The sequence below is a fragment of the Tissierella sp. QWL-11 genome, assembly GCF_058683765.1.
Genome location: NZ_CM178750.1, coordinates 818180 through 841815 on the forward strand (window position 1 = coordinate 818180; position 23636 = coordinate 841815).

Annotated in this window: 25 protein-coding genes; 16 read left to right on the forward strand and 9 right to left on the reverse strand. The window is 30.0% G+C overall.

The window, feature by feature from the left end; translation table 11 throughout:
* Positions 1–2 precede the first annotated feature (2 nt).
* A complete protein-coding gene (gene iadA / locus AC4PG3_RS03965; RefSeq protein ID WP_492197776.1) occupies positions 3–1130 on the forward strand; it encodes a beta-aspartyl-peptidase in 1128 nt (375 codons plus the stop codon).
* Positions 1131–1203: 73 nt separating this feature from the next.
* On the opposite strand, the gene AC4PG3_RS03970 is transcribed toward iadA, so the two are convergent.
* Entirely contained in the window at positions 1204–2133 is a 930-nt protein-coding gene (locus AC4PG3_RS03970; RefSeq protein WP_492197777.1) for a LysR family transcriptional regulator, read from the reverse strand.
* A 144-nt stretch (positions 2134–2277) separates the two neighbouring features.
* On the opposite strand from AC4PG3_RS03970, the gene AC4PG3_RS03975 reads away from it, so the two are divergent.
* Positions 2278–3693: a M20 family metallopeptidase gene (locus tag AC4PG3_RS03975; protein ID WP_492197778.1), complete on the forward strand. Its 1416-nt coding sequence runs from the start codon at positions 2278–2280 to the stop codon at positions 3691–3693.
* A 131-nt stretch (positions 3694–3824) separates the two neighbouring features.
* Here the strand turns inward: AC4PG3_RS03975 and AC4PG3_RS03980 are convergent, their stop codons facing one another.
* Complete coding sequence (locus AC4PG3_RS03980) at positions 3825–4196, reverse strand: DsrE family protein (RefSeq protein WP_492197779.1); 372 nt, start codon at positions 4194–4196, stop codon at positions 3825–3827.
* Between the two features lie 168 nt (positions 4197–4364).
* Between AC4PG3_RS03980 and AC4PG3_RS03985 the strand changes: the two genes are divergently transcribed.
* Complete coding sequence (locus tag AC4PG3_RS03985) at positions 4365–4880, forward strand: cysteine hydrolase family protein (protein ID WP_492197780.1); 516 nt, start codon at positions 4365–4367, stop codon at positions 4878–4880.
* Between the two features lie 120 nt (positions 4881–5000).
* Positions 5001–5825 carry an undecaprenyl-diphosphate phosphatase gene (locus tag AC4PG3_RS03990; protein ID WP_492197781.1) on the forward strand — a complete coding sequence of 275 codons (825 nt, stop codon included), beginning with the start codon at positions 5001–5003 and terminating at the stop codon, positions 5823–5825.
* A 78-nt stretch (positions 5826–5903) separates the two neighbouring features.
* Here the strand turns inward: AC4PG3_RS03990 and AC4PG3_RS03995 are convergent, their stop codons facing one another.
* On the reverse strand, positions 5904–6458 hold the full coding sequence (locus tag AC4PG3_RS03995; RefSeq protein ID WP_492197782.1) for a DUF924 family protein: 555 nt from the start codon (positions 6456–6458) through the stop codon (positions 5904–5906).
* Positions 6459–6646: 188 nt separating this feature from the next.
* On the opposite strand from AC4PG3_RS03995, the gene AC4PG3_RS04000 reads away from it, so the two are divergent.
* From AC4PG3_RS04000 to AC4PG3_RS04010, 3 genes are all read left to right on the forward strand, one after another.
* A complete protein-coding gene (locus AC4PG3_RS04000) occupies positions 6647–7510 on the forward strand; it encodes a DUF1002 domain-containing protein (RefSeq protein WP_492197783.1) in 864 nt (287 codons plus the stop codon).
* A 230-nt stretch (positions 7511–7740) separates the two neighbouring features.
* Positions 7741–8310: a sigma-70 family RNA polymerase sigma factor gene (locus AC4PG3_RS04005; protein ID WP_492197784.1), complete on the forward strand. Its 570-nt coding sequence runs from the start codon at positions 7741–7743 to the stop codon at positions 8308–8310.
* On the forward strand, positions 8303–9274 hold the full coding sequence (locus tag AC4PG3_RS04010) for a DUF4367 domain-containing protein (RefSeq protein WP_492197785.1): 972 nt from the start codon (positions 8303–8305) through the stop codon (positions 9272–9274). Before AC4PG3_RS04005 ends, AC4PG3_RS04010 begins: the two co-directional genes overlap by 8 nt.
* Positions 9275–9393: 119 nt before the next feature.
* Here AC4PG3_RS04010 and pepT read toward each other — a convergent pair whose 3' ends face one another.
* Positions 9394–10605, reverse strand: coding sequence for a peptidase T (pepT, locus tag AC4PG3_RS04015; protein WP_492197786.1), 1212 nt, complete (start codon positions 10603–10605; stop codon positions 9394–9396).
* 270 nt (positions 10606–10875) lie between these two features.
* On the opposite strand from pepT, the gene AC4PG3_RS04020 reads away from it, so the two are divergent.
* Positions 10876–12276 carry a Na+/H+ antiporter NhaC family protein gene (locus tag AC4PG3_RS04020; RefSeq protein WP_492197787.1) on the forward strand — a complete coding sequence of 467 codons (1401 nt, stop codon included), beginning with the start codon at positions 10876–10878 and terminating at the stop codon, positions 12274–12276.
* 19 nt (positions 12277–12295) lie between these two features.
* Complete coding sequence (locus tag AC4PG3_RS04025; RefSeq protein ID WP_492197788.1) at positions 12296–13171, forward strand: MBL fold metallo-hydrolase; 876 nt, start codon at positions 12296–12298, stop codon at positions 13169–13171.
* Positions 13172–13247: 76 nt separating this feature from the next.
* On the opposite strand, the gene AC4PG3_RS04030 is transcribed toward AC4PG3_RS04025, so the two are convergent.
* The gene (locus tag AC4PG3_RS04030) at positions 13248–14705 is read right to left on the reverse strand and encodes a flavocytochrome c (RefSeq protein ID WP_492197789.1); all 1458 of its coding nucleotides are present in this window, start codon (positions 14703–14705) and stop codon (positions 13248–13250) included.
* Between the two features lie 281 nt (positions 14706–14986).
* Between AC4PG3_RS04030 and AC4PG3_RS04035 the strand changes: the two genes are divergently transcribed.
* The 4 genes from AC4PG3_RS04035 to thiD all read left to right on the forward strand — a co-directional run bounded on the left by AC4PG3_RS04035 (position 14987) and on the right by thiD (position 18115).
* Positions 14987–15652, forward strand: coding sequence for an HAD family hydrolase (locus AC4PG3_RS04035; RefSeq protein ID WP_492197790.1), 666 nt, complete (start codon positions 14987–14989; stop codon positions 15650–15652).
* A gap of 237 nt (positions 15653–15889) precedes the next feature.
* Positions 15890–16714, forward strand: a complete 825-nt coding sequence (thiM, locus tag AC4PG3_RS04040) for a hydroxyethylthiazole kinase (RefSeq protein ID WP_492197791.1) — start codon at positions 15890–15892, stop codon at positions 16712–16714.
* Positions 16698–17345, forward strand: a complete 648-nt coding sequence (gene thiE / locus AC4PG3_RS04045; RefSeq protein ID WP_492197792.1) for a thiamine phosphate synthase — start codon at positions 16698–16700, stop codon at positions 17343–17345. The genes thiM and thiE overlap by 17 nt, the downstream gene beginning before the upstream one ends.
* Entirely contained in the window at positions 17342–18115 is a 774-nt protein-coding gene (gene thiD, locus AC4PG3_RS04050) for a bifunctional hydroxymethylpyrimidine kinase/phosphomethylpyrimidine kinase (RefSeq protein ID WP_492197793.1), read from the forward strand. The genes thiE and thiD overlap by 4 nt, the downstream gene beginning before the upstream one ends.
* 32 nt (positions 18116–18147) lie before the next feature.
* Here the strand turns inward: thiD and AC4PG3_RS04055 are convergent, their stop codons facing one another.
* Together AC4PG3_RS04055 and AC4PG3_RS04060 are read right to left on the reverse strand one after the other, a co-directional pair.
* Positions 18148–18717 carry a GNAT family N-acetyltransferase gene (locus AC4PG3_RS04055; RefSeq protein WP_492197794.1) on the reverse strand — a complete coding sequence of 190 codons (570 nt, stop codon included), beginning with the start codon at positions 18715–18717 and terminating at the stop codon, positions 18148–18150.
* Positions 18718–18824: 107 nt separating this feature from the next.
* Positions 18825–19481, reverse strand: a complete 657-nt coding sequence (locus AC4PG3_RS04060) for a Crp/Fnr family transcriptional regulator (RefSeq protein ID WP_492197795.1) — start codon at positions 19479–19481, stop codon at positions 18825–18827.
* 91 nt (positions 19482–19572) lie between these two features.
* On the opposite strand from AC4PG3_RS04060, the gene AC4PG3_RS04065 reads away from it, so the two are divergent.
* From AC4PG3_RS04065 to AC4PG3_RS04075, 3 genes are read left to right on the forward strand one after another with little or no spacing between them, the layout of a single operon-like run.
* Positions 19573–20055 carry a permease gene (locus AC4PG3_RS04065; RefSeq protein ID WP_492197796.1) on the forward strand — a complete coding sequence of 161 codons (483 nt, stop codon included), beginning with the start codon at positions 19573–19575 and terminating at the stop codon, positions 20053–20055.
* Complete coding sequence (locus AC4PG3_RS04070) at positions 20052–20765, forward strand: permease (protein WP_492197797.1); 714 nt, start codon at positions 20052–20054, stop codon at positions 20763–20765. Before AC4PG3_RS04065 ends, AC4PG3_RS04070 begins: the two co-directional genes overlap by 4 nt.
* Before the next feature lie 43 nt (positions 20766–20808).
* On the forward strand, positions 20809–21132 hold the full coding sequence (locus tag AC4PG3_RS04075; RefSeq protein WP_492197798.1) for a cupin domain-containing protein: 324 nt from the start codon (positions 20809–20811) through the stop codon (positions 21130–21132).
* A gap of 89 nt (positions 21133–21221) precedes the next feature.
* Here the strand turns inward: AC4PG3_RS04075 and AC4PG3_RS04080 are convergent, their stop codons facing one another.
* The gene (locus AC4PG3_RS04080; RefSeq protein ID WP_492197799.1) at positions 21222–22121 is read right to left on the reverse strand and encodes a DUF2935 domain-containing protein; all 900 of its coding nucleotides are present in this window, start codon (positions 22119–22121) and stop codon (positions 21222–21224) included.
* Positions 22122–22186: 65 nt separating this feature from the next.
* On the reverse strand, positions 22187–23611 hold the full coding sequence (locus tag AC4PG3_RS04085; RefSeq protein WP_492197800.1) for a hypothetical protein: 1425 nt from the start codon (positions 23609–23611) through the stop codon (positions 22187–22189).
* Between the last annotated feature and the right edge of the window lie 25 nt (positions 23612–23636).

The following is a 23636-nucleotide window of genomic DNA, read 5'->3' on the forward strand; positions in this document are numbered from 1 at the left end:
TTATGATAAAACTTATAAAAAATGTTAATTTATATGGTGAAAAATCAAATCAAGATATTTTAATATGTAATGAAAAGATAATAAACATAGGACATAATTTAAATTATAATTTTAATGATATAGAGATAATATATGGTGAAGGGAAAATAGCCATTCCTTCATACATAGATCAGCATGTACATGTTACAGGGGGAGGTGGAGAAGGAGGATTTACTACTAGAGTACCTGAATTAAAATTAACAGACTGTATAAAATCAGGAGTCACAACAGTTGTAGGTTTATTGGGTACTGACTCAACTACAAGATCTGTAGAAAACTTAGTAGCTAAAACCAAGGCACTTAATGAATATGGATTAACAGCTCACTGTCTGACTGGTTCATATGAATATCCGTCTCCAACTATTACAGGAAGTGTAAAAAAGGATATCGTATATATAAAAGAGATAATAGGTGTAAAGATTGCACTATCAGACCATAGGTCTTCTCATATGAGAAAGGAAGAAATGATAAAATTAGCATCACAGGCTAGATTAGCTAGTTTAATATCAAAGAAACCTGGAGTAGTTCATATTCATATGGGAAATGGGAAAAAAGCTTTAGATTTATTATTTGATATACTTGAAACAGAAGATATTCCAATAAGCGTATTTAGACCAACTCATGTAGGCAAGATATTTGATTCAGCTATAAAATTTGCAAATATGGGAGGATATATTGATTTTACTGCTAGAACAGAAGATGATAAGACGGCTAATTTATTAGCTGATGCCATTAAAAAGGCTCCAGCAGATAAGATAACACTTAGTACAGATAGTAATGGTAGTATGCCAAAATGGAATGACAAAAATGAGATGATAGGTATTGGTGTAGGGAAAATGGATACTATGCACCAGGTAATAAAATCCTTAATTTTAAACCATGAATTTAAAATTAAAGATGCCATAAGATTTTCAACAGAAAATGTAGCAAAAGCTTTAAGTGTATATCCTCAAAAAGGGCTATTAGATAAAGGTAGTGATGCTGATATATTATTATTAGATGAAAATTTAGACATAGATACACTAATAGCTAGAGGACAAATAATGATGCAAGAAAAGAGAGTACTTGTCAAAGGAAATTTTGAAGATTAAAGATAAAAAAATAGGGTTTCATTTGAATACACTAAAAAGGTATTTTTAACTTTTTAGTGTATTTTTATATGATCTATTTTAGATATATTATCTTTGAAAGTTCTTCCATAAGTAGTTTAATAAATATATTTAATTCTTCACTATAGAGGTGGTTTTCCTTTGTTATTAATACTAAGCACATTTCTAATTTAGGTATTGGTATGGATACTATATCATCAATTTCCGCCATATTAGGATGAAAGGCAGAACCTACGCTAAATGAATTTGTAGATAGAACTATCTGTCTTCTAGTTTCTCTTTCATCTACATTTATGACTTTATCCATATTTATAAATCCCATAGAAAGTATATCTTGAAACTCTGTTATTATTGTAAAATTAGATTGGGCATTAAAATTATAGTCTGCAAAGGGATAATCGTATAGTTTAGAAAAGTCAAAGGGTTGCTCTTGCAACAAAGGATGTCCATTTCTTAGATTTACATTTATATTCATGTTTTTTATTACTTTAAAATCTAAATTTTTATTACCCATAGTATTTATATAACTATCCAATACCATGCTATTAATCAATATAATTCCCAATTGACTTACATTTTGATAGACATCTTCAATTATATCTCTGGATGAGCCAGTGTATAGTGAGAAATTGAACTTAGAGCTATTTTCAAAGTTCTTACAAAGTTTTATAAAGGCTTCAGATACGGAAGTGTGGTTAAACATACATCCTATTGAAAATTTTCTATATGGCTCCTTTTCCTTTATGCAAGAAATTTTGTCTAATTCATTTAGTATATTTTTTGCATGTGTTAAAAAGTATTCTCCCTCAACAGTTATGCTTATCCCTTGATTTGTACGCTGGAAAATTTGAAATCCTAATTCCTCTTCAAGAGAGTTTATAGAGAAACTTATATTAGGTTGTGAGACAAAGAGTTCCTTTGCTGCCTGAGAAAAGGAACGGGTTCGTGAAACTGCCAAAACATACTCTATTTGCTTGAATTTCAATTTAATCACCCTCCTACTATATAATTATAGGATTAACTTTAGTAATTTACAATGATATATGTATAAGTTATACCAGTATAAATATTATATATTCGACTTAAATGTCCATCTCTTTTAAAATAAACAATAAAGGAGGAGAGATTTATGGATTATAAATTATTAGAAGATTCAATAAATGAAAAACAGGGAAGGTTTCACGAGGTGAGTGATGAGATTTGGTCATTTGCTGAGCCGGCATATAAGGAGTTCAAATCATCTGAATTGCAGCAGAAAGTAATGGCAGAAGAGGGATTTACTATTGAAAAGGGAATTGCAGGTATAGAAACTGCTTTTACTGCTACTTTTGGTAGTGGTAAGCCTGTCATTGGGTTTTTAGGAGAATTTGATGCCTTACCAGGATTATCTCAAAAGGCAGATGAATTACAACAAGATCCATTAGTAGAAGGTGGATATGGTCATGGTTGTGGTCACAATCTTTTAGGAGTAGGCTGTATGCAAGCAGCAGTAGGAGTAAAAGACTATCTATTGGAAAAAGGAATTGAAGGTACAGTAATTTATTATGGTTGTCCAGCAGAAGAAGGTGGAGCTGGAAAGGCATTTATGCAAAGAGAAGGCAGCTTTGATGATTGTGATATTTGTTTGGCATGGCATCCATATTCTGCAACAGCAGGATCCACATCTAGCTTAGCCAATGCAAGAGTCTATTACAACTTTAAAGGTGTAAGTTCTCACGCAGCAGTATCTCCACATTTAGGACGTAGTGCACTTGATTCTGTAGAACTTATGAATATAGGAGTAAATTACTTAAGAGAGCATATTATTTCTGAAGCAAGGATTCACTATGCAGTGACAGAGACTGGTGGTAATGCACCAAATGTAGTACAAGCAAATGCTCAAGTATTGTATTCCATAAGAGCACCTCAAAATGATCAATTATTTGAATTGCTAGAACGGGTAAATGCAGTAGCAAAGGGTGCTGCAATGATGAATGGAACTACAGTTGATATACAAGTAGTTAGTGCTTATGCAGATGTACTTCAAAATAAAACCCTAGACCAATTGGCATTTAAACACATAAAAGATATTTATCCTTTAGAATATACAGAAGAAGAAATAGAATATGCAAAGGATTTCCATGCTGTTGGAGATAAGACTGAAATAAAAATGATTCAAGGATTAGCTAAAAGAGTATATGGAGAAAAAGGTGAAGGATTATTTAAGGGGCCATTAGCAGATGCAGTATTTCCACCTGTTCCAATGAAAATGGGATCTACAGATGTGGGCGATGTGAGTTGGAATATACCTACAACTTGGTTTATGGGTAATTGCTATGCCTTGGGAACAACTGCACATAGCTGGAATACAGTAGCTCAAGGAAAATCTCAAATATCCCATCGAGGAATGACATCTGCAGCAAAGGTTATGGCTCGTTGTGCTGTAGACATATTAAATAATCCTGAAATTGCCAAAAAGGCAAAAGAAGACTTAGAGAAAAGTCTTAATGGAAGAGAATATAAATCTATTATACCTAAGGAGATAAAACCTGGAATGATAAAATAGGAGGGAATAGTATGAAAGAAGCTTAAATTAGAATATAAATTGAATTTCCTAGTTAAAAATAAATTAATATTTCTATCAAAATATAGGCTTTCTTATTCCAAGAAGGCCTATATTTATTCAATAAATCTACATTAATTTAACTGTAATGATTTTTTTGACTCCATTACTGCATCTACAACATAATCTGCACCTATAATCTCTGCCCCTTCTACTAAATTATCTTCACTTACACCATTATGCATCATACAAGCTGAACAAACCTTTAATTTCCCACCAGCTTCTATAAAAGCTGGAAGTAATTTATTAATTGATTCAAAAGGTTTTCCGATATCTATCTTATCTGCATAACCCTTACTTGCCAAGTGAACAGCATCTGATAAAAGTATTAACTCCACATCATATCCTTTCTGTGCAGCTTTTAATCCCATAGTAAAAGCTATGGTAACATTATTTGAATCTCTTTCGTGTTGAGTTAAAGTAACTAATAGGTCAATATTATTCATTATATAAACCCTCCTAAAATTTCTATTAAAGAATATATACCCGTCGGGGGTATTTATAAACAATTATTAGAAATTTATTCTAAGTGGACATGCTGATATGATATAATCGATTTATAAATAAATAATATTTAAAATATTTAATCTATAAATTACTGGAGGAGAATAAAAATGAAAGCTTTATTGGTAATTGACATGTTAAAAGACTTTATAGATGAAGGAGGAGCATTAGAAACAGGACCTGATGGCAGAAATATAGTTCCATTTATAAAGGAAAAGATAGAAGAATTTAGAAAATTAGGTTATCCAATAGTCTATGTATGTGATAATCACGAAGTAGATGATAAAGAGTTTGATATGTTTTCACCTCATTGTATAAAGGATACAGAAGGAAGTAAGATAATAGATGAATTAGAAGTATTAGAAGGGGATAAAGTTATTAAAAAGAGACGCTATAGTTCATTTTATGGAACAGATCTAGACTTATATTTAAGAGAAAAAGGAGTAAATGAAATATATATAGTTGGAGTATGCACAAATATTTGTGTACTTTATACAGCAGCAGATGGAAGAAATATTTCATATAATATAAAAGTATTTAAAGACGGGGTGGCCTCCTTTGATAATGAAGCACATGAGTTTGCATTAAAACAAATAGAATCAACATTAGGTTGTACTCTTATTTAATATTTTATATCATAATGCTTTAATTATGGTATAATAAAATTTGTGTAATATTGAGTATAAAGAAACTATATAATATTACACAGAAAATACATATTAATAGATGTTTGGGGGTACACTTTCATGTTTGTTGTTGAATTATTAAAAGTTATAATTATAGGGATTGTAGAGGGAATTACTGAATGGTTACCTATAAGTAGTACAGGACATATGATTTTAGTAGATGAATTTATAAAACTAAACTCATCAGCAGAATTTAAGGAAATGTTTTTAGTAGTTATACAATTAGGTGCTATTATGGCTGTAGTACTTTTATACTTCCATAAATTAAATCCATTTTCACCTAAGAAGTCACTTAAAGAAAAAAAGGATAGTATGTCCATATGGTATAAAGTTGTTATTGGAATCATCCCAGCAGGAGTACTAGGAGTATTATTAGACGATTGGTTAGATGCAAAATTTTATAATTATCTTACAGTTGCAATTATGCTAATTGTATACGGTGTTCTTTTTATAGTTATAGAAAATATGAACAAAAATACTAGGCCAAGGACAAATGACTTTAGAACATTATCCTATAAAACTGCTTTTGGAATAGGGATGTTTCAAGTTCTCTCTCTAATACCAGGGACATCACGCTCAGGTGCAACTATAATTGGTGCTATGTTATTGGGAACATCTAGACATATAGCAGCAGAATTTTCATTTTTTATGAGTATCCCAATAATGTTTGGAGCTAGTGCATTAAAATTAGTAAAGTTTGGTTTTAACTTTACAGTAGAAGAAATTACTATATTACTTGTAGGTATGATTGTAGCATTCTTAGTATCTGTTATTGCTATTAAAATGTTAATGAAGTATATTCGAAATAATGATTTCAAGGTATTTGGGTGGTATAGAATTATACTTGGTATCTTAGTGATAATGTATTTTACATTTATAGGATAGTCTTTAAAAACCTGATAATAGCTAAAACTTAGCTTTATCAGGTTTTTTAAACTCTCTAATTACAAAAGATTTAAAATCTTAACTATAAAATCCATCCTTATTCTCTTCAAGTGCCTTTAATTCTTCTGGAGTTGATTCTCTACCTAGGTCTTTGTTTTGATATGGATAACGACCAAACTCCTCTAAGACCTGTCTATGAAGTTTTTCAAAATAAATAGTATCTTCATCTCCTAATTCCTCAAAATACTTATTTGCCCAATCATGAAGCTCTAAAGATTCAGAATGCATAAAGGGTAGGAGTATAAATGTTTTCTCTTCTCTAGATAGTTGATCATAATCAGGATGATTTACCACTTCTTGAGCTAGTGCTATTGCCATTTTGTCTTGAGTATATGTGCGAATATCATTTCTCCATAAATTTCTAGAAAATTGATCTAATACAATAATTTCTGCAAGTCTGCCCTTTATATCTTTTCGCCAATCTACTAAAAGTCCCTGTGAAGCTTTTTCCCAAGTTTGTAGAAATTTATCACGGATTTTTTCATCAAAACTAGGATTTTCAGCAAATTGAAGTGAGATATTTTCAGGGTTAAACCAAAAGTTGAGGACCTCTTTATAATTTACAACAGTCATAAAATCCCTCCTTTTTATTAATAATAATTATATACCCAATATTTAGGGAAACTCAATATATTTAAAAATAGAAATATGGATTTTGAGCAATATCTGATATAATGTTATATTATAAGTATCCTATCTAAATAAGAGTTGTAATAAATTGTTGTAAAAACTTTAATTAACAATAAAGGAGAAGTGGGAATATGAAAATATATAAATTAAAAAAATATATTAGTATAGTTTTAATATATGTATTTGTGTTGAATGTGTTTGTATATGCAGATAGTTCTAATGTAGTAACTTTAGGAAGAGATTTAACTGATAATCAAAAAGAAGATATGCTAGATTTATTTAATATGAAAAAAGAAGAAGTGAATATTATAGAAGTAAATAATGAAGAAGAAAGAAAATATCTAGAGGGAATAGTTAGTGAAGCTAAAATAGGCAATAAAACTATATCATCAGCTTATGTAGAACTATTAGAAGAAGGAAAGGGGATAGATGTAAGTACCTATAATATAAACTGGGTTACAAAGCAGATGTATGAAAGTGCCTTGGTAACAGCTGGACTAAAAGATGCAAAAATAGTAGTTGCAGCTCCCTTTGAAGTTTCAGGAACTGGAGCTTTAACTGGAATAATAAAGGCCTTTGAAGAGGCTACTGGGAAAGAAATAAGTGAAAAGCAAAAGAGAGTTGCAAATGAAGAGGTAGTTCAAACTGGAGAATTAGGTGAAAAAATAGGGAAGGAAGAAGCAAGTGAATTAATCCGTATTATAAAAGAAGAAATTCTATCTAAAGATATAAAAGATAAAGAAGATATAAAAAAGATAATTATAGAAATAGCAGGCAAATTAGATATAAATTTAAATACAGATCAAATTAATGATCTAACTAAATTAATGAAAAAAATAAATAGCTTAGATTTAAATACAGAAGAAATCAAAAATCAACTTAAAAATATAGGCGGAAAATTAGATGATACTTTAAAAAACAATGAGGAAGTAAAATCACTGTTAGAAAAGATATTAGATGCTATAAAGGAATTTTTTAAGTCATTGTTTAGTTAAATAGAGATAAGGTGATTTAAAAATGAAGGATATATAAATATAAGTATAGAAAAATCTTGTTTTACTATTAAAGACTCCTCAAACTAAAGTTTGGGGAGTTTTTAATAAATTATAAAAAAGTATGTAATGAAATGGAAAGTTTTTCGTATTAACATATGAGAAAGGAATTAAAAAGAGAGTCTAGATAATATTATATTACTTGGCCAAGTAAATATGAAAGGGGGTAAAGGATGCAACCAGTTGCATTAAGAAATATATTAGATAAAAAAGAAGATAAAGAGATTAAATATAGAGAAATGGATTTTACTTATATCTTTGAAACCTATTATAAAAGAGTTTATAACTATATATATTACAGAGTTAATTCTTGTCATATAACAGAAGATTTGACTAGTCAGGTTTTTGAAAAGATTATGATTAAAATTGATAGCTATTGTGAAGACAAATCTCCATTTGAAGTGTGGATGTTTGCCATAGCTAGGAACACAATAAATGATTATTTTAGGGAGAGAAAAAAATACAAGGTTTTTTCAATAGATTTAATTAAAGATTTAATATCAAGTAAAAAGACACCAGAAGATGTAGTTGAGATAGAAGAAACCAAGGATGAACTTCTAGATGCATTAAAAGTTTTAGATACAAGAGAGAGAAATATTATAGCGCTTAAATTTGGTGGGGATTTAAAAAATGTGGAAATAGCAGAAGTATTGGGGCTTACTGAAAGTAATGTAGGAGTAATTCTCTATCGTACAATGAAAAAACTAAAAAGTGAATTGGAGGGAGGAATTAGGTATGAGTAAAAGAAAGATTGAAGATAAGTTTTTCATAGAGTTAGATGATGATAGTGATGGGATAGAAAATCAAAATGATTCACAAGAAAAAGAATACTACGAGATTTTACAATTAAGTAAGGATTTAGCTAATAATGATTTTAGCCAAAATAGTAATAAAGAAGAAGTATTTCATAAGACCTTAAAAAATATTAATAAGTATAAAGGAGAAGATAGTATGAAAAAATCAAATAAGAATAAAAGACCTATTATGAAAGTAGCTTCCATTGCATTAGTATGCGTATTGGGTATTACAACAATGAGAACATCTTTTGCACAGGAATTAGTAGATAAAGTATTAAAAAGCATATCCATTGGACACGTAACAGTCTATGAAGACCCTAAAGAGGGAGAAATTATGCCTGTTTCAGAATCGCTAAAGGGTCAAATTTTTGATAAAGATGGGAACCCAATAGAAGAGTTTGTAGTGGGGCAACCTCAGAAAATATATACAGCTGATGGAGAAGAAATACACAATTTTATTTCTCTTGATGATAAGATAAAAATAGTTACTGATTCTGAAAAAGAGAAGGAAAGAGAAATACAAGATTTAGTAGTTAAAAATACTAATGAATTAAATGACTATACTTGTTTTGATGTAGTACTTCCTAATTATTTACCAGAAGGATATGAGTTCGATAGGGCTGAATTTTTTAGGGATGAAAATGGAGTTGTAGAAAATACTAAGTATATTTCTTTATTCTTTACCAATGAAGAGACGGGAGAATATATTTATATGCAACAAAGATTTGCTGATGAAGAGACTGCATATGAAGCAGGAGGAAATAAAGTTGAAAAAATAAAAGTAAATGGTGTAGATGCATTATTGTATGGGAATAATTTAGACTGGGAAGATAATGGAGTCATCTATATGTTAAATGGTAGAGGAATCATTAAAGATGAATTAATAAAGATGGCGGAATCCTTTAAATAAAATTTATAATATGAGGGTAGATAATATAGATAATTATTTTATTTGAATTTAAATTGTAGAAATATAAAAATATGCTTAAGAACCTATTTAATAAAATATAGTTCTTAAGCATATTTTATTTACTTTGCATTATTTTCTATTATTTTTACTATTAATTCAGATGCTTTTTTCATAGATTCTATTGGTATAAATTCAAATCTTCCGTGAAAATTATATCCTCCAGTAAAGATATTTGGACAAGGTAGTCCCATAAAGGATAATCTAGCTCCATCAGTACCACCTCTAATTGGCTTAATAATAGGTTCAATGCCTAATTCTATCATAGACTTTTCTGCTAATTCTACGATTTCCATACGTGGTTCTATTTTTTCCTTCATATTATAATAACTATCTTTGATTTCTATATTGATAATATCTCCATATTTATTATTTAAAAATTTAACTACATTTTTAATATGGTTTTTCTTTTCTTCAAATTTGTCCATAAAATGATCCCTAATAATATAGTTAACAGTAGTATGTTCAACACTTCCATTAATTCCACGTAATAGATAAAAACCTTCATATCCTTCAGTATATTCTGGTTTTTCGTTTACTGGAAGCATGTTTTCTATTTCCATTGCAATAAGTGAAGAGTTTATCATTATATTTTTTGCTGTTCCAGGATGAACATTTTTACCTTGAATTTCTATTTTCACACTGGCAGCATTGAAATTTTCATACTCTAATTCTCCCAAAGGGCCACCATCTACAGTATATGCAAAGTCAGCTTCAAAGCCCTCTACATCAAATAAGTCAGCTCCTCTTCCTATTTCTTCATCTGGGGTAAAGCCAATTTTTATATCTCCATGTTTGATATTTGGATTTTCAACTAAAAACTCCACTGCATCCATGATTTCTGCTACACCAGCCTTGTCGTCTGCACCAAGTAAAGTTGTACCATCTGTTATCATAAGATCTTGACCAATTAATTCATTTAAGTGAGGGAATTCTTTCACAGTCATAGTATATTGATCATTTAGTCTTATATCCCCACCTTCATAGTGGATTATTTGAGGATTCGTACATTTTCCATCTAGATCTGGACTAGTATCTAAATGGGCAATAAACCCTATGGTTGGAACTTTTTTATCTATATTAGATTTTAAAGTAGCATATACATATCCATTTTTATCCTGCTTCACATCACTAAGTCCTATTTCCTTTAACTCTTCTACTAATATTGCTCCTAGTTCTAATTGTCCTTTGGTACTAGGACAAGTCTGGCTGTTTTCATCTGATTTTGTATCGATAGCAATATATCTTTTAAATCTTTCAACAATCTTATCCATATAATCATCCTTTCAAAGAAAATTTAAATCCTCTTACTTATATAATGCTACATTATGATTGGTAATACAAGTATAATAGAAGTAAATATTCTAATTATTTCCATCATAAAATAAAATAATACTATATAATTGATCTACTAATTTTAAATATTGACTCATATGTATAATGATGATATCATTCCTTTAAACTGTTAAATTAGATATGAACAAAAGGGACGGGAAACGTTGTTCATTTATGTAAGTTAAATAATTATACTAGAGGAGGCAAATATGAAAAAAGAAGATAAACAGTTGGAAGAATCAGAACTACCTTTAGTTTTGGCGATTTTACCAATTTTAGCTGTAGTAGTATTAGGATTATTATCAGTATTAAAATGGAAAGCAGGAATGAATATCCCTATAGTGGGAGGTATTATAGTAGCAGGTATAATAGGAATCACCCAAGGACTAAAATGGGAAAATCTACAGAATAGCCTGGTAGCAGGAGTATCTAGAGCATTGCCAGCTCTATTTATAGTGATTATAATAGGAGCTATAGTAGGGAGTTGGATACAAGGTGGAGTAATTCCATCTTTAATATACTATAGCTTAAAAATAATAAGTCCTAGTATATTTGTACCTACTGCATGTTTTGTTACAGCCATTGTGGCTGTAGCTACAGGAACATCCTTTGCATCAATAGCAACAGTAGGACTAGCCTTGATGGTTACAGGAGTGGGAATGGGATTCCCAGCTCCATTATTAGCAGGTGCTATAATATCAGGAGCATATTTTGGAGATAGCACATCTCCTTTGTCAGATACTACTAATCTGGCATCGGCTGTGACAGGATGCTCCCTCTTTGAGCTATTAGGGCATTTAGCAAAATCAGGTATTCCAGCACTGTTATTATCCTTAATAGGTTACTATATCTTAGGGGCGAGACATGTAATTACAGGAGGAGCAAATTTAGAAACTATCGAAAGCATATTGGAAGGTTTATTAGCTAGCTTTACCATAACTCCATTATTACTACTAATCCCTGTAATTACAATATTGTTCTCAATAAAGAAATTTCCAGCTCTTCCATCTTTAATTATGGTAGCGGGTTTAGCTGGCCTTGCTGCAATAGTTTTTCAAGGTTACGATTTAGGAAGTGTGATAAGAACCATGACTAGTGGATTTGTCTCTGAAACAGGAAATGAAATGGTAGATTCCCTCTTAACTAGAGGAGGGATTACTTCTATGGGAGGTACAGTTATTCTATTGACAGTTGCTACAGCCTTTGGAGGTATATTGGAAGAGATTGGGTCATTGGACGCTATATTAAATGTAATAATGAAAAAGGTAAATTCTGTTGGAAGTTTAGTTTCCGTGACAATGTTAAGTGGGCTGGCTGTGGCTTTTGCAACAGGGGCACAATTATTGGCAGTAGTTATTCCAGCAAGAATGTTTGGGGATGCCTACAGAGAAAAGAAACTACATTCTAAAAACTTAGCTAGAATCTCACAGTCAATAGGAACTGCTTGTATAAATTTAGTTCCTTGGAGTGTACCTGCACTTTTTGCACAAAATATACTTGGAGTAGAGGCTATTAAATTTATACCTTATGTTTTATTTGCATATTTTGTTATAGCTGTGAATTTGATATATGGATTTACTGGAATTACAATGGATAAGATAGACAATTAATATTTAGGAGGTATATCGTATGAATACAGAAACAAAGGTAGTAATGCTGGGCACAGGAACTCCAAACCCAGTGCCAGAAAGATCTGGGCCCTGTGTGGCAATAATAGTAGGAGAAAATTCATACTTAGTAGATTTTGGAGTAGGCTTAGTAAGACAAGCAGAGTTAGTAAATAGAATGGGGGTTTCAGCACTAGAGGCTTCAAATTTAAAGAGGGGATTTTTAACCCATTTACATTCTGACCATACCATAGGTTTAACAGATTTAATTTATACTCCATGGGTTTTAGAAAGAAATGAGCCACTTAAATTATTTGGACCTACAGGTTTAAAAGATATGACAGATCATATTTTAGAAGCTTATAAGGTTGATATCCATGGAAGAATGAATGGATTAGAGAAGGCAAATCAAGAGGGAATAAAAGTAGAAGTTGAAGAAATTAAAGAAGGAATAGTATATAAAGATAAATTTGTTACAGTTGAAGCATTTTTAGTGGAGCATCCTCCATTTAAAGCCTATGGATACAAGTTTACCACTCCAGATAAGGTGATTGTAATATCTGGGGATACAATTCCGTCAGAGAACCTTATTAAACATGCAAAGAATTGTGATATATTGATTCATGAGGTCTATTCCCATGAAGGAGTTAAGAGAAGATCACCACAATGGCATAGGTACCACACCAGTGTACATACATCTAGTTTAGAATTAGGAGAAGTTGCTAAAAAAGCAAATCCTAAAAAGTTAGTATTATATCATCAACTGTTCTTTAGAGTGCCTGATGAAGAGGGAAATGTAATATCAGAAATAGATAGAGAGATAGAAATGATAAATGAAATAAAACAAAATTACGATGGAGAGGTTATTTCCTCGAAGGATTTAGATATCATAATATGATTCTAAAAAAGCTATGGAATTGTAGATAAATATCAAATATTTTATCACAATCTCCATAGCTATTATTTTTTGTGAATTACTCAATATTTTCTGCAGCTGTATTACCAGCTATTCTTCCAAATACAATTATATCTACAAGAGCATTTCCGCCTAATCTATTACCACCATGTACTCCGCCTACAACTTCACCTGCAGCATATAAGCCTTTTATTGGTTCGCCTTCAGTATTTAGCACTTGGGTTTGTGGATTTATTTTTAAACCACCCATTGTATGATGAACAGCTGGAGCTACTTCTATGGCGTAGTATTTAGGGCTTTCTAATTTTCTTGGCATATCAGGTCTAGAAAAATCCTTATCTTTCTTTAAATCCACATATTGATTATAGGAATTTAAAGTTTCATTTAAGTTTTCTGAGCTAATGTTTAGGGAATTAGCTAAATCTTCTATTGTATCTGCTTCAGTAGTTAATCCCATATTTATATATTTATCTATAGATTTTAGACTTTGTCTAACACCTTCATCAAAAAATAAGAAAGAGGTTTTTTCTTTTTGATTTAATGTAGCTTCAGATACTACATCTCGAGTATCTATTTCATTTACAAATCTCTTACCATCCTTATTTATTAGTATTGCACCATTTCCTCTTACAGCTTCTGTTATCATATATCCTTTAGTTATAGCTACTGTGGGGTGTGTTTGGATTTCTTCCATTTGAACCAAATCAGCACCTATTGCAGTTGACATAATGATTCCATCTCCAGTTGAACCAGGATGATTGGTAGTGCCAAACCCTTTTAGAGATTCATCATATTCAACTACCATATCAGAATTAGCACCAAAACCTCCAGTTGTAACTATAACTGCTTTAGCTTCAATAGTAAATTTATTTCCACCTTTATCTTCAGCAACTATTCCTTTTATCTGATCGTCTTCATAGAGGATTTCTGTAGCCCTAGTTTCTTTTAATATTTCTATTCCATTTTTAGATGCATTATCACTTAAGGTCTTAACTAAATTATAACCTACTGCTTCTCCACCACTAGGTCTATGAGCTCTGTCAGCACTTGCACCTCCTAATCTTCCTACGTCACTTAAATCTGCCCCCAAACCAATTAACCACTCTACAGTCTCAGCTCCATTATTTGTCATAATTCTTACAAGTTCAGGATCGTTTTTTTCGTATCCGCCCTTCATAGTATCTTGAAAGTGCAGTTCAGGACTATCTTTTATACCTAGTTCTTCTTGTACTGAAGTACCTGCAGCATTTAAACCCCCTGTAGCCCAAAGAGTATTGCCACCTACAACAGACATTTTTTCTACAATAATTACTTGCTTTCCATCATTTTTACTTTCTAAAGCAGCTGCTAATCCTGCACCACCTGCTCCAATAATTACTATATCTGTGGATTTGTCTGATACTTGAACTTGGTCTTCTGGATTTTTTTCTACATCTGTATTTGTACATCCTATAATAAATGATGATATTAGAATAATTATAAGAAATATGGAAATTAATTTTTTAGGTCTTTTCATATGTAATTCCTCCTCAAAATTTTTATGAAAAATACATAGTAAGATTATCTCACTATTTGATAAAATTATTCCCACACATGAATCCATTTTTCAATTCTATTTATAAAAACACTAGAAAGAAATAAAAAGATGAATAATAAAAAACAAGTTTAAAATAAATATTTGCTACTATGTATGTTTTCTAAATATAGTATAATGAATAATAACCATGTTTTAGAGTTTGAGATAAAAATAATAAACTAAATAAATTGAATAAAACTATAAATGAAAGGAAGTATTAGATGAAGGCGGCAGTATTTGATGTAGATGGGACTCTTATAGATTCAATGGAATTTTGGAACAATCTAGGAAAAAACTATTTATTATCTATAGGAGTTTTAGCTTCAAAGGATTTAAATCATGCTTTAGAAAAACTTACAGTTGATGAAGGAATTTCTTATATGAAAGAAAGGTATGGGATTGAAAAAACTCATACAGAGATAAAACATGAGATGGACAAATTATTAATTTCCTATTATAGAGAAGATGCAAAATTAAAGCCCTATGCAATAGAAATGATAAAGGAGTTAAAAAACAAAGGGATTAGAATGGCAATAGGAAGTGTAATTGATGAAAACCTTATATTTAGTGTTTTAAATAGATATAATATTGCCCATTATTTTGAGTTTGTACAAACCTGTGAAAACAGTGGTCTAGGGAAGGATGATGAAAGTTTTTTTAAACTTACAGCTAAAAAATTGAATTTAAAACCTAGAGAGATCTATGTATTTGAAGACTCTTTATACTCTATGCTATCTGTTAAAAATGCAGGTTTAAATGTTATAGCTGTAGAAGACAATGCTTCTATTGATGATTTAGAGAAAATACTAAAAATCTCAGATATTTATATTAGAGACTTTAATGAATTTATAAAGATATTAGATGAATCAAATTATAATAACATATAAATTAATCCATAAGAGAAAGAATAGGGCAAATTGACAATACAAACTTTGTTTTATATAATTAAGTTTAATAACATAAAATGGGAGCTTGGAGAGACCTTGCTGAGAGGAGCTGTGAATCAGTTCGACCATATACCTGATTTAGATAATGCTAACGTAGGGAACATACAAAAAATTTGGTATGAGACTTGCTTAGGTGAGTCTTTTTTTGATATAAAATAATAATTTGGAGGAATCAAAATGTTTAATAAAACTTTTGAAAACTTAAAAAGTGGTTCACTTGTACACTGTATAACAAACTATGTAACTGTAAATGATGTAGCAAATACAATTTTAGCATCAGGGGCATCTCCAATAATGGCAGATGATATAGAAGAAGTTTTAGAAATCACATCTATTTGTAATTCCCTAGTTTTAAATATAGGAACGCTAAACTCTAGAACTATAGAATCTATTATAAAAGCTGGAAAAACTGCAAATAAATTGGACAAGCCTGTTATATTTGATCCTGTAGGAATAGGTGCATCTACATTAAGAACAAATACAAGTATGAAATTATTAGAGGAAATAAAGTTTTCAGTAATTAGAGGAAATGCCTCAGAGATAAAAGCAATTTTAAAGGGTAATAAAACCTCCAGCGGAGTAGATGTAAGTATAGAAGATGCTATAAACCAATCTAATCTAGAAGAGTATATAAAAATTGCAAAAGAAGTAAGCAAAACTTATAATTCAGTAGTAGTTATAACTGGACCTATTGATATAGTTACAGATAATAAAAACACTTATATCATAAAAAATGGACATGAAAATATGGAAAAGATAACAGGTACAGGTTGTATGCTAACAGGACTTATAGGAGGATGTGTAGGAGCAAATATTGAAAATATCCTAGATAGTACTGCACTAGCAGTGGGAATGATGGGATTAAGTGGAGAATTGGCTAATGAAAAAATGATAAAAGAAGATTTGGGAACAGGATCTCTGAGAACATTTTTAATAGATTATATTAGCAAAATTGATGAAAAAACATTAGAGGAGGGTTTAAAAGTTGAAATTAGAGAATAAAGATTTACTTCTTTACCTAGTAACAGATAGAACATGGTTAAAAGAAGATAATTTAGCTGAAGTGGTAGAAGAAACTATAAAAAATGGGGTTACATTTGTACAAATTAGAGAAAAGGATTTGGAACATGAAGAATTTAAAAAACTAGCTATAGAGGTAAAAAAGGTTACAGATAAATATAAAATCCCATTTGTAGTAAATGACAATGTCCAATTAGCCTTAGAGATAGATGCAGATGGAGTTCATATTGGTCAAGGAGATATGGGGATTTCTAAAGCTAGAAATTTAATTGGAGAAGATAAAATTCTAGGAGTTTCTGTTGGAAATATTGAAGAAGCAATAGATGCTGAAAATAAAGGAGCAGACTATTTGGGCACAGGAGCTGTATTTCCAACTCAATCGAAATCAGATGCAAGGGTTGTAGATTTAGAAAAACTAAAAGATATTCGAAATAGTGTAGATATTCCAGTTATAGCAATAGGTGGTATAAATCATGAAAACATTCATCTTCTAGAAAAGAGTAAAATGGATGGAATTGCTGTGATATCAGCTATATTGGCTAAAAAAGATATAGGAAAAGCTACAAGAGAATTAAAGGAATTAGCAAAGAAACACTTAGGAGGGAAGCAGTGAAAAAATTACTAACTATAGCTGGCTCGGATTGCAGTGGTGGAGCAGGTATCCAAGCAGATTTAAAGACTTTTGCGGCTCATAAGACATATGGAATGAGCGTTATCACATCTCTAACAGCACAAAATACCATGGGAGTAATAGATGTAATGGATTCGTCTCCTGAATTTGTAGGGAAACAAATTGATGTAGTATTTACAGATATATATCCAGATGCCATCAAAATAGGAATGGTTTCAAATGAAGAGATAATAAAGATAATTGCTAGGAAATTAAGAGATTATAAGGCAAAAAATATAGTTCTAGATCCAGTTATGGTCTCTACAAGTGGTAGTGCCTTAATGGATCCTAAAGCCAATAAGGCTTTGATAGAAGAACTATTACCATTAGCAGATATAATAACTCCAAATATGCAAGAGGCTAGAGTATTAAGTGGAATAGAAGTAAAAAATAAAGAAGATATGGAGAAAGCAGCTAAGATAATAGGAAAATCTATAAATGGAGCTGTATTAGTAAAAGGAGGGCATCTATCAGAATCTGCAGATGATTTACTTTATATAGATGGAAAATTAGAGTGGATAGAAGGAGAAAGAATAGATAATCCTAACACTCATGGAACAGGATGTACTTTATCCTCAGCCATAGCAGCAAATCTTGCTAAGGAAATGGATATTAAGACAGCCTTTATAAAGGCAAAAGAGTATCTAACTGGGGCAATAAAAGATGGATTAGATTTAGGTAAAGGAAGAGGGCCTTTAAATCATTTATATTAAAGATAAGACAAGGAGTTAAACTCCTTGTCTTACTATATACTAGATCCATTAGTTTTTTTAGACATATCGTAACCTAATTCGTAATAGTTGTTATTGTTAAATTGGAATTCTTTGATTATATCCAGTCCCAGTTTCTTATGAGCACTAAATGATCTTGGGTTTATTTGATTTATAAAGGTAATTAAAATAGGATATCTATCTTTCATTTGAGTCCTAGAAAATTCAAATAGATTTGGCAGTACATCACTGCCACGATAGTCTTTATGAATAGCAATAGGTCCGTATTGATAAGAGTTTTCTGTAGAAAGAGTTTGCCCTAGATATTTTGTATTAGGAAGATCTTTTATCATATATTGAAATAGGGGCCAAGCAGACCAATATTTCCAAGATGCTGCCATAGCATATCCTACAATCTTGTCTCCATCACAAGCTATTGCCAGTCCATTTTCTTTTTCTATTAATTCTTTAAACTGTTCTTTAGTAAATAGAGTAGTTACAAATCCATCAGGTTTATCTTCTTCACTTATGGTATTTATATGATATTTTTCTTGTAGTTTTGAAACAGCAGGTATGTCTTTTAATGTAGCATTTCTATAATCCATCCAATTTACCCCCTTTTAAATTTGGAAATTTTCTGTTAATTTATATTTTACATCAATTAGCTCTTCAAGTCTAGGAGTATTTTTTAGTAATTAAGCAAATTTCGCTGCTAATATTTTTCTAAAGTTATACTTTTAGCATTATATGAAATCAATCCATCTCTTTTCATTTTTTTAAGTTCTCTTTGTAAAGAAGGTCTCTCAACTCCAAATCTTTCAGCTAATTCTTTTTTTGAAAGAGGAAGTATAATAGTATCACTTTTTTGTCTATTTATTTCAAATAATAAAAATTCTATCATTTTTTCTCTTATAGTTTTATTGGCCAAAGAATTTATTTTACTAGTTAAAATTAAGGCTTTATCAGAAAAAATTTCCAGTAAATTAGCTAAGAAATCTTTGTTTACTTGGCATAAATTTAATATCATATCTTTTTTTATTCTTAAGAGTTTCACATCTGTCTTTGCTATTATAGTCATAGGATATTCGTTTTTACTTGAAAATATAAGATTTCCTCCAAGCATATCTCCCTGGGTTAAAGAAACTATAGATAATATATTTCCATTTTTATCTATATTTTTGATTATTATATCTCCAGACAATACTATATCCATAGTAGTAGCTTTTTCATTTTGTAAATATATAATTTGTTCTTGAAAAAAATTTTTAATATGAGAATTGTCTTTTAAAAAATGATATAGGTCATTATGATTAAACCCATTAAATAGAGGAAGAGTTAATAAAAAATTAATAGAATTAAATATATCCATAAAAAAACCTCCAAAAAGTAACTATAGTTACTTTTTATTATATCAGAATATATTATTCTATAAAAGAAATGAAAATGAAAGGAGAGATTATATGGATATTTTTACCCTTGGAATGTGGGTAGTCACATTGATTTGGTTTATAATTTCTATGATAAAAGGCAAAGAAAAGACAGTGGATTCTATGAAAAAATCAAAGAATATGATGGGAAGCATGTTACCTCAAATACTAGGTATATTATTTTTAATAGGATTGATTGTGACATTTATACCTCCAGAGACAATCAAAAATTATCTAGGTGGTTCAAATCCAATTCTGGCTACTGTTATATCAGCTTTAGTAGGCAGTATAACATTAATTCCAGCTTTTGTAGCATTTCCTTTAGTAGGATCAATGGTAGATATGGGGGCTAGTATTATGCCGGCAGTATCATTTCTAACTACTCTTACAATGGTTGGGTTTGTAACTTTTGATCTAGAGAGCAAAGAATTCGGTAGGAAGTTTGCTATAAGTAGAAACTTATTGAGCTTTGGTTTTGCAATTGTAATTTCAGTATTAATGGGGGTAGTGCTATGATAGAAAGGATAAAGAAAAATAGATTTTTATTTATGGTACTGAGTATATATATAATACTATTTATAGCAAATGCAGAAAAGGCAGCTTTAGCCATTACAAATACTGGATATTATTTAAAAGAAATGTTAATCATAATGCCAGTAGTATTTCTACTAACAGCTCTTATTGATGCTTGGATACCTAAGGATTTAATAATGAAGTCACTTGGTGAAAAATCTGGATTAAGGGGTTCTTTTATCGCTTTGGGCTTAGGTAGTATTTCAGCGGGTCCCATATATGCAGCTTTTCCTGTGGCAAAGACCTTGTTAAAAAAAGGAGCCAGTGTTTCAAATATAGTAGTGATATTAAGTGCCTGGGCAGTAATTAAAATACCTATGCTTGCAAATGAGGCAAAGTTTTTAAGCTCTAAATTTATGATAACAAGATGGATATTTACAGTTATATCAATAATAATAATGGGATATATAGTTTCAAAATTAGTGAAAAAGGAAGATATTCCACTAAGAGAAGATATGTTGAAAAAAGGAGAAATAAAGCTAGATAGAGAAACTTGTATAGGATGTGGTCTATGTGCTAAATTAGCTCCTGATTATTTTGTAATGGACAATAAAAAGGCAGCTTCAATTAAAAGTATAAGTAAGGATAAAGGAGAAAAAGCTATAGAAGCAATGGAAAAATGCCCTGTAAGCTGTATAAAAATAGGGAGATAGAAAAATAAGTTTAAATATTAGAAAATAAAAGGAGAGTGCCAATATGATAGAAAAGGTTTTTAAATATAGTACAGGAGATGTAAAGGCAGTAGAAAAAATTATTATGGATGATAATTTAAATTATATTCATATGGTATTTAATAAAAATGAGGGGATGCCAGAGCATTTCTCCAACTCAAATGTATATATGACAGTTATAAGAGGGACACTTTCAATAAGATTAGATGAGCAAGAAATACATGAATACAAAAAAGGAGATATTTTACAAATTCCATATAATATTAAGATGAATGTAAAAAATCTTCATGATCAAGTCCTAGAATTAATAATAATAAAGGCTCCAACTCCTAAAAATTATAAGGAGTAAAGGGGTAATAGTAACAGGATATTATCTAAATAATCAAGGAACGGGAAACTTTGTTCATTTTGAACAAAGTTTCCCGTCCCTATTGTTCACTATTTGCACATGTTTTCTAACATTCTCAAATAATGATAGGCTTCACGAAGTACATGATCAGCTAAAAGTGGAGGAATTATAGATTTTATCTCACAGTTTATTAGGCCCTTAGTAGCAGATTCTTTATAATTCTTTATTTCTTTTGTAGCTCTAAGACTTTTTTGTACAATTTGTCTTTGTGAACCTCTTCTATAATCATCTAGCAATCTTTCATATATACATATAAATTCTCTAGCCATTTTCTTCAAATCTTCTTCTGAAGGGTCAAGCATTCCATCTATAAACTGAGCATGCTCCTTCATAATATAATTCCAAAACTGCATCATTTGTTTAGGCTCCATATGTGGCATTTCCTTTTGGGAGAGTGAATTTAGATGAGCTAGATACATCTCTTCTTCCTCTATAATATGATCTAAAATTTCTGGATAAAGGGTAATATAGACATTGCAATCTAAAACTAATTCTAATAAATTCTTCTTATATTCTATTGCTTCTTTGACTAAGTTCATAATACGGAAATTTAAATTTTCTACCTTTAGCTCCATTTCTTCATCATAGACAAAATCAGGGTCACTAGTTAATTTGTACTCTAATTTTGTAATATTTGTATTTATTTCTAAACCTGTCAATTTAGAGGTAATTTCTTCTACATCCAATGTATATGGAGTAACTATATCTTTATTTTCTAGATGTTTTTCTCCTATAACTCCATCTGATAACAACACGGTTTCCTTTAGTAAGTCGGCAAAACTCATCCTTAATATATTAGCTCTTTGAATTAGATTAGTATTTACTGGACTTAAGTTTGTTTGTATAAAGTAAAGATGTTCTTTTATAAGTCTTAAAAAAAACAAATTCATGTGTAATGACATTTTTATAAATCTCTCTCTAGATAACAAAAAAAATCCTCCTTCCTTAATACTATTTAATATTATAGTATTAAAGAAGAAGGTAATTGTTACTTTTACTTTTCTTTATCTATTAAAATTTTTACATTTTCAAAGAGGTATGTGTGTTGGTAGTTTTCCTCTAGAAACTCTCTTTGTTCTTCAGTAATTGGATTTTCGTATGTTCTTTTAATAAAAGTATCTATATTTTGATTTATAATTTTTTTTATTTCATCTATAGACTGGGAATATGGGTAGGTAATTATAAAGTTTTCCATCATAGTAATTTTTTGTGTAAACTTTTCAAAGCTTATATCTTCATAATCTTCTACATTCATAATTTTTAGCAAATCTTTATATTCATTAGATATGTTTTCTCCAAACTCTTTTACAAAGAATTCATGATTAACTACATACTCATAATTCTTGTCTATTAATTCTATCTTATAGCCTAATTTTAATTTCTTAATCATATCTTGTTTAATTTCCCTATCTAAAGATATCATATCTTCTGATCTTAGATAATCTATATCGTTTATCTTATTTAATGGAATCTTATATTCTTTATAGATATCTTTTAAATCTAAGCTAATTGTATTGATTTGGGATTGTAAATTTGAAATATAAATTTTTAAAAGTTGGGTTGTGTCATTATTAGATAAATCTTTATTGTTTTTCTTTAAATATTCTAAAAAAGAAGTATCATTGTCTTTTAGTAATTTTTTAGAAGTTTCCAAGATTTCTTTATTAGATTTTATATCTTTACTATTCTCAATATTTATTTTTTCCATTTCAACTAGATTTGCAGAGTCTAAGCCATCCCATTTGTACCATAGAAGTAGTTTATCCTTATCTTCTATATCTTCTTTTTTAGACTCAGGATCAATTGTATAGATGCTAAATTCTAATATCCCGTCATTGTCTATATCTTTGATTTCATTTATAGGTTCTATGGAGATTAGATTCAACATTTTTTCATTTAATATACTTGTGAGCTTACCATCACGAAGGACAAATCCATAAGTAAATCCAAAACCTTTGCCTACTTGGTTGCTTAGATATATTCCATTTTCATGTTTGGATATTTTACCTACTTTAAGATCATAATTGCTATTGTCATAATTCATTGTCACACTATCCAGTAGGTTATAAGTTTTTCCGTTAAACTTATATATCTCTAAATAACCTGTATCATTTGGGTCTTCAAATTTTCTTTCCCTAAATACGATAATCTCAGGAATTGTATCCTCATCTAAATTTCCAAATACAAAGTTTTCTGGCTTTATGATACCTTTTTCTATAAATTTTTCTACAAGTTCATTCATCTTTTCTATATATAGTTCATCTTTCAAAAAATCATAATTTTTACCCTTAGAGTTGATAATCTCTTCTATAGTTTCTTCTAAATTTACAATAGTGGGAAATCTATCTGATTGTTCACAGGAAGTAAATATTAGACTAAATCCTAATATAGATATTATAAATATTAATTTTTTGCTCATAAATGCTCCTTTCTATAAAGATATT